The sequence below is a fragment of the Serratia quinivorans genome (assembly GCF_946227985.1).
GTDB lineage: Bacteria > Pseudomonadota > Gammaproteobacteria > Enterobacterales > Enterobacteriaceae > Serratia > Serratia quinivorans_A.
The window spans coordinates 1,494,490-1,508,529 of the sequence record NZ_CAMKGL010000001.1; the positions used below are offsets into that span (position 1 = coordinate 1,494,490).

General features: G+C 52.1%; 21 protein-coding genes and 1 pseudogene. 9 read left to right on the forward strand and 13 right to left on the reverse strand.

From position 1 onward, the window contains the following. Positions 1–8: 8 nt before the first annotated feature. The 11 genes and pseudogenes from OCH02_RS06950 to OCH02_RS07000 all read right to left on the reverse strand — a co-directional run bounded on the left by OCH02_RS06950 (position 9) and on the right by OCH02_RS07000 (position 7,554). Positions 9–323, reverse strand: a complete 315-nt coding sequence (locus OCH02_RS06950; RefSeq protein WP_261430533.1) for a DUF1364 domain-containing protein — start codon at positions 321–323, stop codon at positions 9–11. Further along, positions 324–971: a DUF1367 family protein gene (locus tag OCH02_RS06955; RefSeq protein ID WP_261430534.1), complete on the reverse strand. Its 648-nt coding sequence runs from the start codon at positions 969–971 to the stop codon at positions 324–326. Beyond that, positions 968–2,839 (reverse strand): DNA cytosine methyltransferase, encoded by a 1,872-nt coding sequence (locus tag OCH02_RS06960; RefSeq protein WP_261430815.1) that lies wholly within the window; start codon positions 2,837–2,839, stop codon positions 968–970. The genes OCH02_RS06955 and OCH02_RS06960 overlap by 4 nt, the downstream gene beginning before the upstream one ends. Continuing rightward, complete coding sequence (locus tag OCH02_RS06965; RefSeq protein ID WP_261430535.1) at positions 2,839–3,720, reverse strand: phage N-6-adenine-methyltransferase; 882 nt, start codon at positions 3,718–3,720, stop codon at positions 2,839–2,841. The genes OCH02_RS06960 and OCH02_RS06965 overlap by 1 nt, the downstream gene beginning before the upstream one ends. Further along, positions 3,717–4,064: a hypothetical protein gene (locus OCH02_RS06970; RefSeq protein ID WP_261430536.1), complete on the reverse strand. Its 348-nt coding sequence runs from the start codon at positions 4,062–4,064 to the stop codon at positions 3,717–3,719. Before OCH02_RS06970 ends, OCH02_RS06965 begins: the two co-directional genes overlap by 4 nt. Then, entirely contained in the window at positions 4,061–4,336 is a 276-nt protein-coding gene (locus OCH02_RS06975) for a DNA translocase FtsK (RefSeq protein ID WP_315899170.1), read from the reverse strand. Before OCH02_RS06975 ends, OCH02_RS06970 begins: the two co-directional genes overlap by 4 nt. After that, a pseudogene (rdgC, locus tag OCH02_RS06980) lies at positions 4,313–5,203 on the reverse strand (recombination-associated protein RdgC); the annotation flags it as partial. The pseudogene rdgC and the gene OCH02_RS06975, both read right to left, overlap by 24 nt. 3 nt (positions 5,204–5,206) lie before the next feature. After that, positions 5,207–5,767 (reverse strand): replication protein P, encoded by a 561-nt coding sequence (locus OCH02_RS06985; RefSeq protein ID WP_261430537.1) that lies wholly within the window; start codon positions 5,765–5,767, stop codon positions 5,207–5,209. After that, positions 5,691–6,749 (reverse strand): DnaT-like ssDNA-binding domain-containing protein, encoded by a 1,059-nt coding sequence (locus OCH02_RS06990; RefSeq protein ID WP_261430538.1) that lies wholly within the window; start codon positions 6,747–6,749, stop codon positions 5,691–5,693. The genes OCH02_RS06985 and OCH02_RS06990 overlap by 77 nt, the downstream gene beginning before the upstream one ends. Positions 6,750–6,927: 178 nt before the next feature. Then, positions 6,928–7,290 carry a hypothetical protein gene (locus OCH02_RS06995; protein ID WP_261430539.1) on the reverse strand — a complete coding sequence of 121 codons (363 nt, stop codon included), beginning with the start codon at positions 7,288–7,290 and terminating at the stop codon, positions 6,928–6,930. 21 nt (positions 7,291–7,311) lie between these two features. Then, a complete protein-coding gene (locus OCH02_RS07000; protein WP_261430540.1) occupies positions 7,312–7,554 on the reverse strand; it encodes a hypothetical protein in 243 nt (80 codons plus the stop codon). Positions 7,555–7,669: 115 nt separating this feature from the next. On the opposite strand from OCH02_RS07000, the gene OCH02_RS07005 reads away from it, so the two are divergent. The 3 genes from OCH02_RS07005 to OCH02_RS07015 all read left to right on the forward strand — a co-directional run bounded on the left by OCH02_RS07005 (position 7,670) and on the right by OCH02_RS07015 (position 9,413). Then, positions 7,670–8,311 (forward strand): LexA family protein, encoded by a 642-nt coding sequence (locus OCH02_RS07005; protein WP_261430541.1) that lies wholly within the window; start codon positions 7,670–7,672, stop codon positions 8,309–8,311. 15 nt (positions 8,312–8,326) lie between these two features. Further along, positions 8,327–8,947, forward strand: a complete 621-nt coding sequence (locus OCH02_RS07010) for a zinc ribbon domain-containing protein (protein WP_261430542.1) — start codon at positions 8,327–8,329, stop codon at positions 8,945–8,947. A gap of 295 nt (positions 8,948–9,242) precedes the next feature. Further along, positions 9,243–9,413, forward strand: a complete 171-nt coding sequence (locus OCH02_RS07015) for a hypothetical protein (protein WP_261430543.1) — start codon at positions 9,243–9,245, stop codon at positions 9,411–9,413. Here the strand turns inward: OCH02_RS07015 and OCH02_RS07020 are convergent. Further along, positions 9,397–9,777, reverse strand: coding sequence for a hypothetical protein (locus OCH02_RS07020; RefSeq protein WP_261430544.1), 381 nt, complete (start codon positions 9,775–9,777; stop codon positions 9,397–9,399). The two genes, OCH02_RS07015 and OCH02_RS07020, sit on opposite strands and share 17 nt — an antisense overlap. Here OCH02_RS07020 and OCH02_RS07025 point away from each other — a divergent pair. Then, positions 9,770–10,033 (forward strand): hypothetical protein, encoded by a 264-nt coding sequence (locus tag OCH02_RS07025; RefSeq protein ID WP_261430545.1) that lies wholly within the window; start codon positions 9,770–9,772, stop codon positions 10,031–10,033. The two genes, OCH02_RS07020 and OCH02_RS07025, sit on opposite strands and share 8 nt — an antisense overlap. 199 nt (positions 10,034–10,232) lie before the next feature. Here the strand turns inward: OCH02_RS07025 and OCH02_RS07030 are convergent, their stop codons facing one another. Further along, positions 10,233–10,490 carry a hypothetical protein gene (locus OCH02_RS07030; RefSeq protein ID WP_261430546.1) on the reverse strand — a complete coding sequence of 86 codons (258 nt, stop codon included), beginning with the start codon at positions 10,488–10,490 and terminating at the stop codon, positions 10,233–10,235. Positions 10,491–10,653: 163 nt separating this feature from the next. On the opposite strand from OCH02_RS07030, the gene OCH02_RS07035 reads away from it, so the two are divergent. The 5 genes from OCH02_RS07035 to OCH02_RS07055 all read left to right on the forward strand — a co-directional run bounded on the left by OCH02_RS07035 (position 10,654) and on the right by OCH02_RS07055 (position 14,027). Further along, entirely contained in the window at positions 10,654–10,917 is a 264-nt protein-coding gene (locus OCH02_RS07035) for a KTSC domain-containing protein (protein ID WP_261430547.1), read from the forward strand. Between the two features lie 64 nt (positions 10,918–10,981). Then, positions 10,982–11,314 (forward strand): hypothetical protein, encoded by a 333-nt coding sequence (locus tag OCH02_RS07040; protein ID WP_261430548.1) that lies wholly within the window; start codon positions 10,982–10,984, stop codon positions 11,312–11,314. Positions 11,315–11,453: 139 nt separating this feature from the next. Continuing rightward, positions 11,454–11,612, forward strand: coding sequence for a hypothetical protein (locus tag OCH02_RS07045; protein WP_261430549.1), 159 nt, complete (start codon positions 11,454–11,456; stop codon positions 11,610–11,612). Next, positions 11,609–12,448: a phage recombination protein Bet gene (gene bet / locus OCH02_RS07050; protein ID WP_176979117.1), complete on the forward strand. Its 840-nt coding sequence runs from the start codon at positions 11,609–11,611 to the stop codon at positions 12,446–12,448. Before OCH02_RS07045 ends, bet begins: the two co-directional genes overlap by 4 nt. Next, positions 12,435–14,027, forward strand: a complete 1,593-nt coding sequence (locus OCH02_RS07055; RefSeq protein WP_261430550.1) for a YqaJ viral recombinase family protein — start codon at positions 12,435–12,437, stop codon at positions 14,025–14,027. The genes bet and OCH02_RS07055 overlap by 14 nt, the downstream gene beginning before the upstream one ends. Positions 14,028–14,040 lie beyond the last annotated feature (13 nt).

Below are 14,040 nucleotides of genomic sequence, written 5' to 3' on the forward strand. Positions count from 1 at the left end.
CTTCCTATCTAGCCTTTAATAACCCCATCAAGAAACCAGATGGATAACGTTCGGTGCAATGCATAATATAGTATTTCCTCTTTTTCTCCTTGCTGCCACACAAAATGTGTTCGCCCATCAATCACATCGTGACAACCTGAGCAGCCGAACACAGCCCAGTAGTCATCGCTCTTGTACCCCATGCCATGGGTGATGCTCGGCAAGTGACAAAGCACTGTCGTTTCCGGGTTTCCATTGCAAATGCCGGGGATCTGCAGCGTACAGCATTGTCCCCGCGCCGAATCGCGCAGGGCCTTACTCCTAAATGCTGGTGACTTTCTCACTCAATACTCCATCAGCCGATTAACGGCCTGTTCCATCTCATGCTCATCGGCAAAATGTTGCTGTAGCGTCTCGTTCCAGATGACGCCAGCGACACCGCTATAAACCTTGTCGAACTTCTCCTGGCTCATGTTGACGAAAGCGATACTCCAACGCTGCTTCAACGTTCCGCCGTCCGGATTGGCGGCCAGGTCATAGAAACCGGCCTTCACCATGACGTGATTGAGATAAGCCTCCGTCGTTTTCACGGCTTCGGCGTCAAAGCGGCGCTGGCGCTGAGCCGCTACGCGCTGTAGAACACTGTCGGCAATCAGCTTGGTGATATTGTCATAAAGCAGCGGATCGCCAGCCTGCGCCGCCAGCGTCTTCGCCACCTCATGCGCAATCCACTTCTCCGGATCGCTAACGAACGTCCAATCTGGCTGCCAATACGAAAAACCCAACTCCAGCAGCTTCCAGAATTTGCGGTGATGCTTTAGGTTCCGGCGGTCGCCGATAGGTCGCATGGCGATAGGAGTGCCCGTAGGCACCCCTTTCATCGTATCCCTGTCGTGATCTGTCGCGTACTTGATGCCTCCACCTGGTAGCAGCACACCCAACGCTTCCGTCTTATGCTTTCTCGGGGATTTAGTTCGCGGCGCGGCTGTCATGCGGCCTCCTCTTCACGAGCTACGCATAATTCGGGGAGGTTTGCGCGCACCAGCGCTTCTGCGAACGGAGGTGGTACCGCGTTACCACAGCGGGCTACCTGTTGTGCTTTCGAATATTTCTTGCCTCGATAGTCGCGGTCGATGATGTACCAATCAGGGAATCCCTGCGCCCGGTAGAGTTCACGTGGCTCAAGCATACGCATGCAGATATCGACGATGATGTAATCACCTACGGGCAAATATTGCAGGCGCGGGGCCGGAAATAAATGGCTGTTGTCCGGCACGTCGCTGAACTTATCCATCATGCGAGCACACCACCAAGCACCATAGCGTTGTTCATCCGTCAACGGCTCCAGCTCACACTGCGCTTCTGTGAGAGCCAGGCGATCTTTGGTTGTGACTGCTGGGGCTGGCCCATCAACACTAATGGCGGATGCCGTGCCGTAATACTTCGTCAGGAATGCCTGTACATGACCAATGTGATTACCACTGGCCGTGAGAGTGGGTGCCGGTGTGCGAGTCGGCTTACCATCCCGGCAGGTGCCGCGTAATTGCACCAAATGTGACGTGCAAATTGCAGTATGTGACTCTGTAGGTACAGTGATCATCGGTTCGTTTACTGGCCGTGGTTTGCCTGAATATGTAGGGCCACCAGCCCCCACAAGTAACGCGCTCGCTAATTGTATCTTTCCACCACCGCCAGGCATTACGGTACCAACGACTTCATCAGCGCGCTGCCCTGTACTTTTCCCAAATTGGCGCACAACTATCGGTGCAGCGATGGTAAACCCGTGAGTCCGGGTCACTGTTTGCAACGGATCACGTCCAAAGTGTCCACGGAAGCAATCGTACTTACTCAGATTTGAGGTGTGGTTGCACTTAACGACAAACGGCTCAATCAGCAGGTGCTCAGCCTTGCTTGTGACCGTCGTCAACGGATCTAGGGTGGAATACTGTCTCCCATCGCCGCCGAAACCGGTTTGCCCTATTTGAACGATGAACGGATCTGCGCAGTCCAGAACGAAACGATGAATACCCTTCACGATTCGGCGCAATGTATTGTCAGCCAAATCTTTCTTGCGCCCGAAGATACTACGGGTTGAAATCGACCAGTCTATGCAATCAGCCGTTGTTGGCTCGGACTTTAGCTGACCTTTCCGCACTGCTTCTGATTTCCGATGATCATGCGTCTGCGCCGGCCAGCGAATGGGTTGCCCATCGCGTCGAATCACCATGAAGAAGCGCTTTCTGATCGTCGGCGTGCCGATAAGGTTCGCCCGGAGCTCACGGTAATCTACGTTGTACCCTAACCCCGCCACCAGGCGACGCCTGTCATCACTACCTTCCGGAATCCCAAGAACCTCGCAGCATTCTCCCAGTGCAGGGTGATCGGCGCTGATGCCGGTGGATAGCATCTCGACAAACGCCTTGAACGTTTCCCCCTTGCGCGCTGTGCATGGGTACCCTTTGCCTTCTGCATCGATAATCAGCGGGCCCCACGTCTTAAACTCCTCCACATTCTCCAGCATGCCGCAGCGAAAACCGGTGCGTAGCGCCCAACGAATGACAATCCAGGCCAAGCCCCGGATCTCTTTTTTCACGGGGGTGCCGCCCTTCGCTTTGCTGAAGTGACGGCAGTCAGGGCTGAACCAAGCTAAATCGACCGGACGCCCTACGGTGGCCGTAACGGGGTCAATGTCGAAGACAGACTCGCAATAGTGCAGCGTGTCTGGGTGGTTGGTCGTATGCATAGCGATAGCGTTTTCGTCATGGTTAATCGCAATATCAACGCTGCGCCCTGTCGCCATCTCAATTCCGGTACTCGCGCCACCACCACCTGCAAAATTATCTACAATCAGTCCCTTGATCATGCCATTGCTCCCATAGCTGTGGTTAACGTAGTCGCAGTCTGGATAATTGCGGCGTCCGGCATGCCTTCCAGCTTCAGACGGTTAATGTGGTTGCACAGTTTGTTCTGCAGGTGATCAGGCAATTTGCTTGCAGCCTGAACCTGCCCAAACAAAAAGCGCACTTCTGCCGGCCATACGGTCACCGACGACTCGGGAATTTTTTCAGGATTAATTTGTGGCTGGAATTGTGGCACCAGGCGCTCAGCTTCCCTGCGAATTTGAACCATGAAAGCCTCGCCTTGTGCTGTTAACTGGTCGCGGCTGATATAACTGGAAACTGGGCCACGCCATGTTTTATCGAACACCGCGATAGCCGCGCCGAAACCTGCACTACTGGCTTCTTGTTTTTCATCCGCCGGCCGGTACCAAAGCGGCACGTCAAAGCCGATGCGGCCGCGAATAAACGCAACGTGATCCGCATCCTCCGGCCACCATACTTCCGCTGTCGCTGACTTGATGAGAAACACGTAACGCCCACCGAGCTCCCGCATTTCCTTGGTATGGCGCATGATGCGCCGCATGCCGGTGATGTATTCGCCTTCATGCTGCTTCGCTGTGCTGTATGGCGGATTGGCAAACGCGGCGCCGTTCAGACCGCCCAGACGGATAGACCAGTCCTGAACCAACGCATTATCTTCTGCCGTGTAATACGCCGCGCATTTGCTGTTTTCTCCATCACTGAAGAGATCCAGCACCAGAGGGCCAAACATCGCATTGATCCCCCAAAAGAGCGGATCCGGTGTACGCCACTGGTCACCGATTTCTTTCAGAATATGTGAAGGGGCCAGTTTTTGAGCCGTCAACGCCTGAACATATGGCGTGTTTGAAAAATCAATCACAGGCGCACCTCCGAATGTGAAGGCACGAGGCGATAGAACCAGGTGGTTTTCCCTGATTCGTCGTTACGGACAGTACTAACCTGCTTAACCAAGCCGTGCATAATTGGCGAAATTTCACGGAGACGTGCGCTGATCGCCGTCTGGGTATCACCCTCATCAGGGAACATCTGCGCCAGCAGGTTTTCCAGATCGCGCAGTGAATGCCAGTCTGCACCGCTGGCTGCCGTGATAACCCGGTTCATTTGAGTATTTGCTTCATCGAATCGGCCCGCCTTACGCAACTTGCGGATCCCCTCGTTGATGCAACTACGCTCCTTTTCGGAGGCTTGAGGTTTCTGCATCATTGCTCGGCCCCTATGGTCAGCACTGTCCGCGAGCCATCGACACCGGGCGCAGACAGCACACCACCAGCCTCCATCTGCTCTATCAGCCGCGCAGCGCGGTTATAGCCGATACGGAATTGACGCTGCAGGCCTGAAATCGAAGCGTGGCCTTTGGCCTGCACAAACTGCACAGCTTCGGGATAGCGCTCATCACTTAGACTTTCGTCATCATCGGCAGCCGTTGAAGCATTGTTCCCAGGGACTACGTTCGATTCGCCGCCGAGCGCTGCGATAAGGTTGGCAATCAACGCCGACAGCTCGCCGGTCAGCAGAATGAAATCCGCATCAAAACGCTGAGCGTAATCTTCCCGATCGATATCGTCGTTCTGTTCCAGCAGCACATCGCTAAACTTCAGTTTCTTCAGCGTGCCGTCATCGCTCAACACGAAGTCGATCCGATCCTGCCAGCCCAGCGCTAGCTTCGTGACCAGCTTACCCGCCTGCAGGTTTGTCGCGATTTCGTCACCGACCAGATCCTGCTTCTTGCAACGGATGATCCCGCCCTCTTCCAGCACGGCTTTCAACTCGGCCTCATCCTGCAGAACAAAGCCTGCCGGTGCCTGGCCGGAGCGAACCCATTCAGTCACGGTCAGCTCGATCGGGCTTTCCATGGTCAGCGGCACCACCGGCAGCGAGCCCAGACTTTTGCGCAGCAGCGCCAGCGCATCTTCGGCACGTTTGGCGCTGGCGGCATCAACGACAATTAACCCAGCCCCTTCGTTAATCCAGATCTGTGTTTTATGGTGTTTGCTGAAAGCACGCGGCAACAGGCTGTGCAGCACTTCGTCTTTGAGCGCGTCTTTCTCTGACTTTTTCAGTTTCCGATGCTGTTCGGCTTCAAGTTTGGCGACTTTCCCGTTCAGCTCGGTTTGAATGACTTCACGCGGGAGCAGTTTCTCTTCGCGCAGAACCACCAGCAGATGCTGGCCGTTGGCGGTGTGCACAAGCGTTTCGCCTATCGGCGCTACCCATCCAGTTTTAGCCATGTCCTGGCTACCGCATGGCGTGAACGCAAAAGCGGCCAGCTTTTCTTCCATCCCGGTCAGATCCACACCTCGTGAAAGGCGGTAAACCAGTGCATTTTTGAAGCTAATAGTCATTGGTCAGTCCTTATTCATTTTTGCTTGCGCCACCCTCAGCCGAATTGACTGAAGCATTGCCGCGCCTTTTTGCTCTGTATCGGGGGTGGTCAATCCCCGCTGTTTTCCAACACCTATCGGTATTTCGGTATGTCCCAGCCTGACGACTGGTTCCGGTATTCGTTCTCCGTCCTGTAGTCTTTTCTCCCACTGCCTGAGCAGCCTCTCTGCCACTTTTCGCAGCTCAGCAACACCATGGTTGTACTGCTGCATCGCCTTGCGCATATCGGTGACAATCCAGTACAGGATCGGCGCTTTCCATCGGAACGCTTCAGGGCTGTCGAAATAGCCCCGCCTTGCGCTGTACCGGTCAAACTCCTCCATCACGATATCCACTGTCGGTAGTCTCGCGTCGATCAGCTCTTTCGCCATGGCCAGCCAGTCCGGTGGTGCAGGGAACGGATAAAACTTTCTTCCCGGCGCTGCCCTGATGGCGTAGTTCAGTTGTTCAGGGTTGATCGTCTCCTGTAGCAATACCCGCGTCAGCTCCGAACCAAACGCCTCCATGAGCGCCGTCGTGTTCATTCGGCTGACCCATGCCGGCCAGTGGATCGGGTACATGGGCAAAATCACCGTCAAGACAATCCCCTGTATCGCTTCCCGCTCCGCCGCCGTAGCCGTATTTTTCTTGTACGGCCTGAATTGCGGCGAGTCCCTGCTTGAAGCTATCTGCTGCATTGCCGCCGCCGTTACCGGCTTCGGCCCGTTGCGGTCGCTCATAGCGCCGTCCTCGCAATTGCTCGTGTTTTAGTGAGCTGATAAATTTTTGCTGCCACTGGGAGTGGTAATAAACCCGGCCTGTCGGCGTCCAGAAGATCCGGAATTCGTTCAGTAGCTCAGGAGTGAATTCCGCCGCGGTCAAACCGGAAAGGTGCGCGATTTGCGCAAAGTCGTCACCAGGTACCCAGTCGAGCGACATCGGGAACATACCGAATTGCGGTGCAGGTTGCGGCGCCGGTGGGCGGTTGTTCAGAATGGCATTCAGGTGTGGGTTTGTTGGTGGCACATCACCGGTTGAATTTTTAGCGTCGCCTAAGAGAGAGAGATCAGTATTTACTAAAGATCCGTCTTTACTAATGCCCTGAATTTCAGGATACGGATTTTCAGGATACGGTGATTCGTCCGTTTCCTGATTTTCAGGATTCGGATCCAAGCCTTGCGGCGCTTGGGGCTCATCCACTTCCTGAATTTCAGGATGCGGTTGCGGCGTGTCGAAGACGAAATAGTCGAAACCGTCGGTCACTCCCTTGGCGTCACGCAGTTGGAAACGGTGAATAAAACCGACCTGGATCAGTTCGTTCAGCAGTTTGTAAACAGCGTCACGCCCACAGCCGCGAACGCCCTTCTTCTCCTGCCACAGGTGTGACGGATTGACTGACCAGCCATCAGGCTTGGACAGCAGATAATGCAGCATTCCTTCAGCCGCCCAGCTCAGCGTTTTATTGCCGATAGCCGCATTGTCGATCATCGTGAATCCACGCTGGCGGTTGGTTCTTACGATAGCCATTACTCAGACCTCGAAGCAGAGGCCCCATGTTTGTCACTTTCCCGCGAATAAAACGCCTGCGTTATCCCTGACAGAGTCCCTGTGATAGCCAAACGCCGGGCTTCATGTCCAGCGATGCCCAGCTTCTTACCAATGAGGCTGGATATCAGTTCTACGGATTGCGTGGTTGATTGCTGGCTCATAGTGGCAGCTCCTTTGTTGTTGGAAGTGGTGGAAGCCATTCGGGAACCGGCAGGCCGGCAGCCTTCAGTTCGTTATGGACGTGCGCCAGCATTTCGGGAGCTTCGGCAAACATAGCCAAAAAGCCCCGGATCGCGGCGACGTTGGTTTCGACTGCAGGGTTGGACGCCATGGCATCAGCGGCGCTTTTGATCGTTACCGCTTCGCTCTCAGTCCAACGGGTTTTGATCTGGTCCTCACGTACGGCAGCGAAAGGCAGGCCGTTCTTGCCTACCTTCTTGCGTGACAGCAGTTCCCGGCGAACGCCAGAGGCTATCGCAGCCCCTGCCGTTCCATTGCCTGGCTGGTAAATTGTGGTCATTGGTCAGTCCTTACTTCAGTGCTAGCAGGCTGGTTTGGTCAGAACCAGGCTTAAATTTTCAGGGTTGCGGCCGTAGTCCGCTGGGTTGTAGGTATATGGGATTTTTGGTGACAAATGGCACAGCAAGGCGATGTCTTCAGGTACTCCCTGGGCCCTCCATTTACCCACAGCTTGCCCAGTTCTTGCCTTGCCTTTGGATGGGAATAGACGCCCAATTTCTGCGTTACTACCAATTTGTTCTTTCAGAATTTCGTAAAGTATCATTGTTACCTCCACGGCAAGCGTAACTAAAGTGTCGAAACCAATCAATAGCACAACGAAAACAAAGTTTCCAAGGTTAGTGTTACTTTGGTGTCCGATTTCAGGTTTGGAGCAAAAGATGACCAGGAGCCTTGGTGAGCGAGTCAGTAAACGGCGAGCTGATTTGCAAATGTCTCAAGAAGAATTAGCCAAGAAAGCTGGCGTATCACGCGTTGCGATAAGCAAGGCTGAACTCGGCCTGACCAAAAATTTCAATGGCGACACCCTTTTCAATGTTGCGCGGGCTCTGCGATGCGATCCGGAGTGGCTTCAAACTGGTAAGGGAAATATCGAGGGACGTACCTCTAATATTGATCCTGAGCCACAATACACGCCCTATAAACTCCCAGTATTAAATTGGCAATCAGTATTGGAGCAGATTGAGGAGGGCAATAAAAAAGCCGAACAATGGCTGGAAACAACCCTGAACGTAGGTAAAGATGCATTTTGGCTGAAAGTAGAAACCGATGCCATGACCTCCCCTATAGGGCTAACAATTCCTGAAGGGATGATGATACTCGTTAATCCTACTGATAATTTAACTTCTGGTAATTTAGTTATATTTAAGAAGTCTGGGACTCACGAAATATTTTTCAGGAAGTATGTTGAAGAGGCTGGTGATCGATACCTCAGACCGCTAAACCAAAACTACTCAATGATTAAGATGGATGGGCAGTACATGCCTGTTGGGGTGGTTGTTGATGCGAAATGGATTCTGTGAGAGGACAATAAATAAATGTATTGCAATAAATGCGGTGCCACAGTCGAAGTTGGCGACAAATTCTGTAGAGCATGTGGAACATCTGCCTTCTCGACAAAAAAGATTGGTGAGCAAAATCCATGGACAGCTTCAAACCCAACCCCCTCACCACCTGAGAAGCAATTCAAAGCAGCTTTGATAGAAGCGCCAGAAGAAAATTCAGTTATCAAATTTATTAAAAAATGGGGGTATAGAATAATAATCCTCGTGGTTGCTGGAATGGCAGCTGTGATTGCAAAACCTTTAGGGCAGATGCTATCTGATAAATCTCAAACATCAAAAGTTTGGGAAGATGCCCCTATAGAACTTGAGAAAGTCAAAAAATCAATGGGGTTACCAAAAAGACTGGATGAATATACCACTTTAAGCAATATGTTCATAACCGGACATGAACTCCACTATGAATATGTTGTAAATGACATTCTGATTGATAAAAGTACAAAGCCTGAAATCGCCATAATTGCCAAGGACGCATTCAACAAAGCTTTATGTCAAAATGTGTTAATCACAAAGTTTGGTGGCATTTCTGTTTATACGTATAAATTTCCTAACGATGACATAACGTATAAGTTTACGAAATCTGACTGCAGGCCCTAAGCCACCACGCAACCTCACATGTCAAAACCGGCGTCAGTCGGTTTTTTTAAAACTCAATCCGAAACCAAAGTATCAAAATGAACTTGACGCAACCCGAAACCAAAGTTACATTGAAGCCATCCCAACCGGGATTGCTCTTTAACAAACAGGTAGCGACAGCAACACAGGGTATCCAGCACCCGTCGCGGCGCAACTCAGTCGGATGATGCCCACTGATCGCTAAGCTTGTAGTGTTTTTACCCTGCCGCTGCCATTTCAGGGCGGCAGGACTAAGACCACTGAATGAGAAAAACAGATGAACGATAAGCGACCGAAACCGACAGAAGACGAAGTGCAACAGTTAAAGGAACTGCTGGAAAAGCATCCTACATTTGTCTTCCAGCAGCTAAATAAGTGGATGAATCAGGATGGTTTTATGCTCTCAATTCGTACCATTGAGGAAGGCAATATTACTCAAGGGCACTGATATAGCGATGATTAATGCGATTCCCAGTTGTTAGAACCTCGAATGAGATTTCAAGTATCTGCCCTGCTGGTGCGGACGCAACAAGTTGCGAATAAATCGCCCTACGCTCCGGCGGCAAATCTCTAACCTGTTTCTCCGCCCGAGTACTGATTTCGTAACGACCACAATCGTCGCATAAGTAAGCTTTGTAGTTATCTTTATCAGTGAATATAAAGCTTCCCAGGCTGGTACATAACGGACATTCCGCTTCAAATCTCTCTTTCATACCAAAATCCTTACTTGTTGTGGTGACAGCAAGGATAGCACGGCTGGGCGTGCCTAAATATCCCAGCAAAACCAACAATAAGGACTGACCAATGACCATGATTACAGCAAAAGCAAAATCAGCAAAACTCCGCCGCGCTCGTGAACTTCAAGAGCGTATCCAACGCAGCAGCGACCGTATCGAAAAAACAACGTTGGTGATCACCCGCTGTAAAACGATGCCGGATATGCCAGCCCCACCGAAGCCGCGCAAGCGCCGCACTGCTGAGAGCGAGCTTCTGGCGCCAGGGCAAGTCAGCGCCGCCGGTCGCCAGAAAATGCGCGGTTGTAGCCGGATCCCCCGCGGCGTCATCTAAGCCCCTTTCCTAACACAAAGAGCCGTAGCTAACGCTGCGGCTTTTTTTTCAACCTAATCTCCCAACCTCAGGACATCTAATGTGAAATCACATAAAAAAGCCCTGCTTATGCAGGGCTTTACATTTGGTGTGGGTTAGGAGGTTACTCCCGGCGACTGTTATAAACTTACGGCAGTTTAAATACTTTAGGCTATATCGATTACTGATGATGTTCCCACAGCGCCGCACCGCACACAGCAATAATGAACAATGATGTTCCAATATTTCTTTTCATATTTGCATCCTCGATATTGAAAAAGTTAACGATCATGAGGTTAAGCCACAAAAAAACCGTTACTAAGGATGAAAACACACCAAGAACGAGCGCCCAAGTACCTTCTACTGGTGATCCGTAAGTTTCTAACTCTTTTGGATAAATCCATGCTGAAAATTTACCAGACCAAGAAGAAAAACTCAACTTGGCTGTTTATCAACTCTTTTCTGGAAAAGTTATAGATCCGAATTTGTTATACAAAAGTCAAGCGAGAAAATCACGTCACTCTGAAATTGAATCCTAATGCAACATCCCGCCCCGTTCATCGGGGCTTTTTTTTACCCAAAACCAACCGAAGGAAACCACCATGACCAACAATATCAATCTGCTACCTGTTAACTCTTCCCAGATCCACAGTATCGGCCACGATGCGGCAACCAATACACTGGCAATCCTCTTCAAGTCCCGCGGCGAGCCGGCGGCGCTGTACCACTACAGCAACGTATCAGCTGATGACTTCACCGCATTCAAAGATGCGGAATCCGTCGGTTCCCACTTCTACAAGCATATCAAAGCGGATACCGAGCGCTTCCCTTTCCAACGCATCAATGAAAAGAAGGATGACGAATAACAGCGTGCTTTCACCATGCGCCAGATTGCTGGCGCATGAGTAAGTTCACTGATTGGAGGTGTGCATGAGCGAATACAACTATCAGCGGATGGTTGAAGAGACACTGGAACAGTATGACCGCACGCTAGCGGCGGATCCTGATGAAAAAACGCTGCTTGATGCGCGTATTGAGGGAATGCGGAAAACCCTGCGGGTATCAGTGTTTCAAAAACTGATTGCGGAACGCTGTCACATCGCTGGATTAGACAAGCGCCCTCTTGTTGCGCTGACGGAATCGCCTGGTATGGAGGAATACCTTTACACGGTGCAAACCGAAATTCTCACCCGGATCGCGAAAGCCGAACGAGCGATGGAGTTGGAATCCGCGCGCGATCCGGAACTGTACGAAATTCACTAGCCCCATAAACGAGAAAAGCCCCGCAAGCGGGGCTATCCCGAAATGCGGCGACCAAACCGCAAATCTTAAGGACTGGCCAATGGCCAAGGCCACCAGCTAGCTGACCGGGGAACCACCCCCGATCAACACGGAGAATACCATGCCCCATAACCCTATCCAACAGATCCAGTACCAACACCGGATCGGCAGCCACAATATTCACCAATTCAAGCACCGCCGCCATCCGCTGAAAGCCTGCGCCGCCGTGCTCAGCGTTTTCCGCTTATCTATCCGTAATTCCGTGAGAGCCGACCAATGAGCAACATGGTAACAACCGGCACTTTGCCGCAATCAGTCGCCGCCATGGGGATCGATGAGCCCACCTGGAACGCGCTGAAAAACTCCATCTACCCCGGGGCGCGGGATGACTCTGTTGTGATGGCTGTCAGTTATTGCGTTGCCCGACAGTTAGATCCGCTGATGAAGCCGGTTCACTTGGTACCGATGAGCGTCAAGGATGCCCAGTCAGGCAAAAACGAATGGCGCGACGTAGTGATGCCCGGCATTGGCCTTTACCGTATTCAGGCAGACCGCTCCGGTAGCTATGCGGGGGCAAATGAGCCTGAATTTGGTGACGACATTACAAAAACGTTAAACGGCGTCGAGATTACTTTCCCCGCCTGGTGCAAGTACACCGTCAGCAAGAGCATGCCCGACGGAAAGATCGTCGAGTTCAGCGCCAAAGAATACTGGATGGAGAATTACGCGACAGCCGGCCGTGATAATCCGGCACCAAATGCTATGTGGAAAAAGCGCCCTTACGGACAATTAGCCAAGTGCGCCGAGGCGCAGGCTCTGCGAAAAGCGTGGCCCGAAATAGGCCAGCAACCAACGGCGGAAGAAATGGAAGGTAAATCACTGGATATCAACGACGCCAAGGATGTGACGCCCCACAAAGAAACCCAGGCGCCGCTGACGCTGCCACATTACCCGGCGGACAAGTTCAGTGCAAACCTTCCCGGCTGGCAAAGGATGATCGAGACCGGCAGCAAAAAAGCTGAGGCAGTGATCGCCACCGTCAGCACCAAATTCACCCTTTCAGAAGCTCAAACCGAAGCTATCCGTAAATTGGAGCCTATCGATGCAAATCATTAACGTACAGCAGGGATCACCTGAGTGGCACTCGCTGCGTGCCAAACACTTCACCGCCAACGAAGCGCCAGTGATGATGGCCGCGTCCAGTAAAATGCGCCGCGACGAATTGCTGAGCATGAAAGCCACCGGCACGGAACGCGAGATCAGCGATTGGGTGCAAACCAACCTTTTCGACAAGGGCCACCAGCAAGAGGCAACCGCGCGTGTCATCGTCGAGAGCATGATCGGCGACGAACTTTATCCGGCGACCGCTGTTGATGACTATTTATTAGCCTCGTTCGATGGCATGACCATGATGGAAGACACGCTGTTCGAACACAAAATGTGGAATGCCAGCCTAGCAGAAGCCGTTCGGCAGCAGGAGTTGCCGCCGGAATATTACTGGCAGTTGGAACAGCAACTGTTAGTGAGTGGCGCAGACCGCGTAATTTTCGTTTGTTCCGATGGCACCGAAGAAAACTTTGTCTCGATGGAATACACCCCAGTACCGGGGCGTGTTGAAGCGTTGGTCGCAGGTTGGCAGCAGTTCAGGCAGGATCTGGAAAACTTCGAGCCCAATACCGCGAAGGAAGTACCACAAGGCAAAGCCATCATGCGCCTACCGGCACTGATGGTAGAGATTGAAGGCGCGGTTAAGCAGTCAAATCTGACTGTTTACCAAGGGAAGGCACTGGCATTCATCGAGTCAATCAATACGAACCTCGTCACGGATCAGGACTTCGCCGACGCGGAAGAAACAGTGAAGTTTTGCGACAAGGCAGAGAACGAGCTCGATCTCATTAAGAAGCAAGCACTGTCGCAAACCGTGCCGATTGACGAACTATTCCGCACGATCGACACCCTGCGTGAAGCGATGCGCGCCAAACGCTTGGAACTCACAAGGCTGGTGAAGTCGCGTAAAGATGAGCTCCGCGCTGAAATCGTTAGCAAGGCAAAAACGGCACTGAATGAGCACATCAGCGCGTTAAACGTCCAGCTCGGCGTTGTACGTCTGCCGGCCATAGTAGCGGACTTTGTTACCACCATTAAGGGAAAGAAAACCCTGACATCATTGCAAGGGGCCGCCAACGATGAGTTAGCACGCGCTAAGATCGAGGCCAATCAGATCAGTGATAAATACCAGGCGAATCTAAAGCTGTTCGATGCGATTGAGCCAGCCTTTAAATCCCTGTTTGCCGATATCAACCAGCTCGTCGGAAACGACAGCGAACACCTTAAACTGCTGATTGAACAGCGTATCAGCAACCAGAAGAAACTTGATGACGAGCGTATTGAGCGGGAACGGCAGGCGGCCGCAGCAGCGCAGGCGGCAAAGGCGGCTCCCGTTGCGAAACCGGAACCAGTTGCTCATGCCCCGCTTCACTCCGCTGCAGCGTTCAATTATCCCGACACATTGGGCGGCGCTCCGGCGGTGGCCACTGAAGAGTTAGAGCCAGCAGGTATGAGCATCACTGAGATCATCAATGATGTTAAAGCCGATCTGACCGCCGAAGGCATCAAAATCAGCGCTGCAGCGTTAAACCAACTCATCCCTGCAATCATCGCCGGTCGCATTCGCCACATCTCCGCCAACGTTTAATCGAAGCAACCTG

Excerpts from the sequence above, each read along its gene's own strand:
- OCH02_RS06955 (WP_261430534.1), bottom strand. The coding sequence starts at position 971 with ATGACAGCCGCGCCGCGAACTAAATCCCCGAGAAAGCATAAGACGGAA.
- OCH02_RS06970 (WP_261430536.1), bottom strand. The coding sequence starts at position 4,064 with ATGATGCAGAAACCTCAAGCCTCCGAAAAGGAGCGTAGTTGCATCAAC.
- OCH02_RS06985 (WP_261430537.1), bottom strand. The coding sequence starts at position 5,767 with ATGAACACGACGGCGCTCATGGAGGCGTTTGGTTCGGAGCTGACGCGG.
- OCH02_RS06990 (WP_261430538.1), bottom strand. The coding sequence starts at position 6,749 with ATGGCTATCGTAAGAACCAACCGCCAGCGTGGATTCACGATGATCGAC.
- OCH02_RS06995 (WP_261430539.1), bottom strand. The coding sequence starts at position 7,290 with ATGACCACAATTTACCAGCCAGGCAATGGAACGGCAGGGGCTGCGATA.
- OCH02_RS07000 (WP_261430540.1), bottom strand. The coding sequence starts at position 7,554 with ATGATACTTTACGAAATTCTGAAAGAACAAATTGGTAGTAACGCAGAA.
- OCH02_RS07005 (WP_261430541.1), top strand. The coding sequence starts at position 7,670 with ATGACCAGGAGCCTTGGTGAGCGAGTCAGTAAACGGCGAGCTGATTTG.
- OCH02_RS07010 (WP_261430542.1), top strand. The coding sequence starts at position 8,327 with ATGTATTGCAATAAATGCGGTGCCACAGTCGAAGTTGGCGACAAATTC.
- OCH02_RS07015 (WP_261430543.1), top strand. The coding sequence starts at position 9,243 with ATGAACGATAAGCGACCGAAACCGACAGAAGACGAAGTGCAACAGTTA.
- OCH02_RS07025 (WP_261430545.1), top strand. The coding sequence starts at position 9,770 with ATGACCATGATTACAGCAAAAGCAAAATCAGCAAAACTCCGCCGCGCT.
- OCH02_RS07020 (WP_261430544.1), bottom strand. The coding sequence starts at position 9,777 with ATGGTCATTGGTCAGTCCTTATTGTTGGTTTTGCTGGGATATTTAGGC.
- OCH02_RS07035 (WP_261430547.1), top strand. The coding sequence starts at position 10,654 with ATGACCAACAATATCAATCTGCTACCTGTTAACTCTTCCCAGATCCAC.
- OCH02_RS07040 (WP_261430548.1), top strand. The coding sequence starts at position 10,982 with ATGAGCGAATACAACTATCAGCGGATGGTTGAAGAGACACTGGAACAG.
- OCH02_RS07045 (WP_261430549.1), top strand. The coding sequence starts at position 11,454 with ATGCCCCATAACCCTATCCAACAGATCCAGTACCAACACCGGATCGGC.
- bet (WP_176979117.1), top strand. The coding sequence starts at position 11,609 with ATGAGCAACATGGTAACAACCGGCACTTTGCCGCAATCAGTCGCCGCC.
- OCH02_RS07055 (WP_261430550.1), top strand. The coding sequence starts at position 12,435 with ATGCAAATCATTAACGTACAGCAGGGATCACCTGAGTGGCACTCGCTG.